Here is a 3,263-nt window from a genome sequence, read left to right as displayed (position 1 = left end):
GATCGGCGAGGAGGCCCACCGGCTCCAGCAGCGCCATGCCCGCGTCTACGCGGAACAGATCCGCCCGGCGCTGGCCAGCGGATCAGTTCGTCGGCCACATGTTCCGGCGTGCCGATGAAGTTCGGCCGCGGGCTCACCGCCTGCAGCGCCACCTGGCGCAGGCTCAGGCCCTGCTCGCGCGCATCCTGCTTGATGCGGTCGGTGGTGGAGCGGAAGGAGTTGGCGCCGATGTCGCCCAGCTCAGGGAACGGCGCATCCGGGTCGTACTGGCTGAAATCATGGTGGTCGAAGAAACGGCCGAGATACGCCAGGGCATCGTCCAGCCCGGCCAGCGCGGCAATCGCCTGGTACTTGGCCTCGGCTTCTTCCGCCGTACGGCCAACGATCGGGCCGATGCCCGGGAAGATCTTGATGTCACCAGCGCTGCGGCCATGGGCGATCGCCGAGTTCTTCACCTTCTGGGTGAACGTACGGGTCTCCTCCAGTGACGGCGCGTGGGTGAACACCGCATCGGCGTACTTGCCAGCCAACGCAATGCCATCGTCGGACGAACCGGCCTGGAAGATCACCGGCTGGCCCTGCGGCGAGCGCTGGATGTTGAGTGGGCCTTCCACCTGGAAAAAGCGGCCCTTGTGGTCGAGGCGGCGGAACTTCTCCGGCGCAAAGAACGTGCCGCTGTCGCGGTCACGCACGAACGCATCGTCATCCCAAGAATCCCACAGCCCCTGCACCACTTCCAGGTACTCATCGGCAATCTGGTAGCGCAGCGCATGCTCAGGATGCGGACGCCCGTAATTTCGTCCCGAGCCTTCCAGCGGCGAGGTCACCACGTTCCACCCTGCACGGCCACCGCTGAGCAGATCAAGCGAAGCGAACTGGCGCGCCACGGTGAACGGGTCGCTGTACGAGGTGGAGAGCGTGCCGGCCAGGCCGATCTTCTTCGTCGCCGTCGCCAGCGCCGACAGCAGCGAGATCGGCTCGAAGCGGTTGAGGAAATGCGGGATCGACTTCTCGTTGATGTACAGCCCATCGGCAACGAAGCCAAAGGCAATGCCGTTATCCTCGGCGGTACGCGCGATGTCGATGTAGTAGCCCAGGTTGACGCTGGCATCGGGCACGTTGGACGGGTGCTTCCACGCATGCATGTGGCTGCCGGGGCCCTGCAGCATGATGCCGAACGGGATGGGACGCGGGGTCGTGCTCATGGGGTGGCTCCAGCAGTCAGGCCACCGCCGCGCGGGGCGCGGGCGACAGCAGTTCAAGGGACGTCAGGCGTGCGTCGAGGTCGGCCACCGGCGCGTCGAGGATGAATTCACCGACGCCGAAGCGGCGGTGCAGCGCATCCAGCTCGCTGCGTACATGCTGCGCATCGCCAGAGAGCACGCTGGGGCGTGTTTCTTCGATGCGGAAATCAGCAACCCCCACCTGCCGCGCGTATTCGGCAGCGGCTTCGGGACTGGGCAGGTTCACCGTCTGCCCTGGGGCCAGGTGCAGCTTGTAGACCCGCAGCGCGCCGATATAGCGGGCGGCGGCCTCGCTGGTGGGCGCGGCGAAGGCCACCGTTGCCAGCAACGGGGCGTGCGCGGACACCGCGCGATAGGCCTCGAAGGCGGCCTCGATGTGCTTCGGGTCGCCATCGAAGTGCGCGGCGTAGACGAAGCGCCAGCCAAGCTCTGCGGCCTGCCGCGCACTCTGTGGACTCGCGCCCAGCAGGAAGCGCTCCGGTGGCGTCTGCGGAATCGGCCGCGCCTGAGCGTCGGCCTGCGCATCGGACAGATAGCCTTCCAGGTCGCGCAACTGCTGGTCGAAATCGGCGAACGCCGGGCGACCGGCGGCCAGTGCGGCAGTCGATGCCGGCAGACCACCCGGCGCCTTGCCCACGCCCAGATCCACGCGTCCGGGCGCAAGGGCGGCCAGCAGATTGAAATTCTCGGCCACCTTGTAGGGGGCGTAGTGGCGCAGCATCACCCCGCCACTGCCGATGCGGATGCGCCGGGTCTGCGCCAGCACCCACGCCGCCAGCACTTCCGGTGCCGGGCTGGCCAGCGCCGGCGCGGCATGGTGTTCGGCAAACCAGTAGCGGTGGTAACCCAGTTGCTCGGCGCGCTGCGCCAACTGCAGGCTGTTGCGCAGCGCCTGTTCGGGCGTGCTGCCGTCGGCCACTGGGCTCTTGTCCAACACGCTGGTGAGGTAGCTCATCGTCACGTCCTCGCTCAGGGATGGGCCACGGGAATGCCGAGCAGGCCATTCAGTGCCGCCAGGATCGGCTCGGCACCGGAGATGTACTGGCGCTGCTGGTATTCACCACTGGCGTGCTCATTGACCACGCCCTGCGGCAGCACCAGCTTCGGCAGCGACTGGTCCTGCTCACCGATCTCGGCGATCACCTCGCGGCGCGGCCGGCTGAAGCCGATGCGGCGCACATCCAGCTGTGCGTCCAGGCCCTCGATGCTCGACAGCGCACCTTCCAGCAGCAGGCTGTGCCGGCAGAAGAAGCGTTGGCCGGGCAGCTGGCCGTCCTCGAACTCGCGGTCCAGCAGGAACAGGATGGGTTTGTGGGTTGCGTCTACAGCCACGGGATCGTCCTCGTAGGGGCCGGCAATGCACTGCCGCTTCGATATCGATGCTAGAGAAGGACGGCCCGATGCCAGCGCCGGAACTCGACAATCCACGGTCGGATCCGGCCATGCAGATGCAGGTTGGCAATAAGCAGACTGCCGGCCGTTATGGGCACGGGCGGCATCACGCCGCTTGCGCAGGTGCGCGCCAGCCCAGCGCCGGCGCGATGTCCTCGATCACCGTGCTGAGGATGCGCCGGTAGTCCTGCTCGGGCAGTTCATAAGGCAGCTCCACCCGCAGCTCGTCCACCTGCTGCAGCAGCGGATCGGCCTGCAACCGCGCGATGATCTGCGCCGTGCTGCCGACCACGTCGGGTGCGAACATCGTGCGTCGCGGCCCTTGCGGGGCCAGGGTGCGCGCATGCCGCTGCGCACTGAAGGCCTCGATCCGCTGCCGCGTGGCCGCATCCACACCCTCGGTGGGCACCAGCACCCGCCCCACCGCCACGCGGCGTGCGCTGCCCACCGGCAATGCCGCACGATAGGCCTGCAGGTGCTGCAACTGCGCGCCGAAGAAGTCATCACTCAGCTCGGCACGGTTGACGTTACCCAGCAGCAGATGCAGCCCCTGCTCACCCGCCGAACGCGCCGACTGCAGGGAGCCAGCGCCGCGAGAACACCCGCGGCCGTGGCGGCCGTGAGGAC

At 67.7% G+C, this 3,263-nt stretch carries 4 protein-coding genes; all 4 read right to left on the bottom strand.

Annotated elements, in window-relative coordinates; genetic code table 11:
- A partial coding sequence (locus AB4Y84_RS17120; RefSeq protein WP_442250511.1) for an LLM class flavin-dependent oxidoreductase occupies positions 1-1,205 on the bottom strand: 1,205 nt, incomplete at its 3' end.
- 16 nt (positions 1,206-1,221) lie between these two features.
- On the bottom strand, positions 1,222-2,199 hold the full coding sequence (locus AB4Y84_RS17115; RefSeq protein ID WP_442244965.1) for an MsnO8 family LLM class oxidoreductase: 978 nt from the start codon (positions 2,197-2,199) through the stop codon (positions 1,222-1,224).
- A gap of 14 nt (positions 2,200-2,213) precedes the next feature.
- Positions 2,214-2,576, bottom strand: coding sequence for a DUF3088 family protein (locus AB4Y84_RS17110; protein ID WP_025874933.1), 363 nt, complete (start codon positions 2,574-2,576; stop codon positions 2,214-2,216).
- Between the two features lie 166 nt (positions 2,577-2,742).
- On the bottom strand, positions 2,743-3,263 hold a 521-nt coding region (locus tag AB4Y84_RS17105; RefSeq protein WP_442250510.1), incomplete at its 5' end, for a hypothetical protein.

Source organism: Stenotrophomonas sp. 2YAF22, from assembly GCF_052114665.1.
GTDB classification, from domain to species: Bacteria; Pseudomonadota; Gammaproteobacteria; order Xanthomonadales; family Xanthomonadaceae; genus Stenotrophomonas; species Stenotrophomonas indicatrix.
This window is presented reverse-complemented; position numbering and strand designations above follow the sequence as displayed.

Coding starts and splice junctions, on each gene's coding strand:
- AB4Y84_RS17115 (WP_442244965.1), bottom strand. CDS start 2,199: ATGAGCTACCTCACCAGCGTGTTGGACAAGAGCCCAGTGGCCGACGGC.